The organism is Methanobrevibacter sp. UBA188, assembly GCF_905234905.1.
Taxonomy (GTDB): Archaea; Methanobacteriota; Methanobacteria; order Methanobacteriales; family Methanobacteriaceae; genus Methanocatella.
Genome location: NZ_CAJOJM010000060.1, coordinates 17,472 through 18,443, shown reverse-complemented (window position 1 = coordinate 18,443; position 972 = coordinate 17,472). Strand labels below are relative to the sequence as shown.

Genomic DNA, 972 nt, shown 5'->3' with positions numbered 1-972 from the left:
AAATAATGAAAAGTTAATTAACTATGCAAATGATAAAGGATATGAAATTGTCTTTAAAATGCATCCAAGAATTGCTGAATACTTGAATCTGTTTGATAAAAATGAAAACATAATATTTGATGATGTTACTAAGTATCATGATATAATATGTGATTGTGCTTTAATGATAACGGATTATTCTTCCGTAGCCTTTGATTTCGCTTATCTTAAAAAACCTGTTATTTACTATCAATATGGTGATGATTATCACTTTGATGTTGAAACAAATTATTTTGATGAAGAAAAATCTGGATTCGGAGAAATAATTAAAGATGAAGATAAATTGGTTGAAAAAGTTATCGAATATATCGACAATGACTGCACCATGGAGGACAAATTCAGGGATAATGTCGATGCATTCTTCAAATATCATGATAAAAACAATTCAAAAAGATGTTATGAATGGATTAAAAGCCATTGAAAATATATATGTATCATATTTTAATATTCACAAAGGTAATATTCTCCAAATCAACTCAAATATCATTTCGAATTTTTAACATAACATAAATTATTTTATTAATTAATTTCAAATAGATACTTAAGGTCAATAATTGTGATAATTATGAAAGTGATAACATATGGAACATTCGACTTATTTCATGAAGGACATTATAATATATTGAAAAGAGCCAAGGACTTGGGAGACTATTTAATAGTTGGAGTGACATCAGAACATTATGATAAAGGAAGGGGCAAACTTAATGTTTCTCAATCTCTTGTTGAAAGGATTGATAATGTTAAAAATTCAGGATTGGCTGATGAAATAATAGTCGAGGAGTATGATGGGCAAAAAATCGAAGACATCAAAAAATATGACATTGACAAGTTCGTTATCGGATCTGATTGGCTGGGGAAATTTGACTATCTGAATGAATACTGTGAAGTGGTCTACCTCGAAAGGACAAAAGGCGTTTCAAGTACACAGTTAAG

General features: G+C 28.8%; 2 protein-coding genes. Both read left to right on the top strand.

The window, feature by feature from the left end; translation table 11 throughout:
* Window positions 1-460 (top strand): CDP-glycerol glycerophosphotransferase family protein (locus tag QZ143_RS08870; protein WP_292883330.1); only part of this gene is annotated, 460 nt, incomplete at its 5' end.
* A 144-nt stretch (window positions 461-604) separates the two neighbouring features.
* On the top strand, window positions 605-972 hold a 368-nt coding region (locus QZ143_RS08865), incomplete at its 3' end, for an adenylyltransferase/cytidyltransferase family protein (protein WP_292883327.1).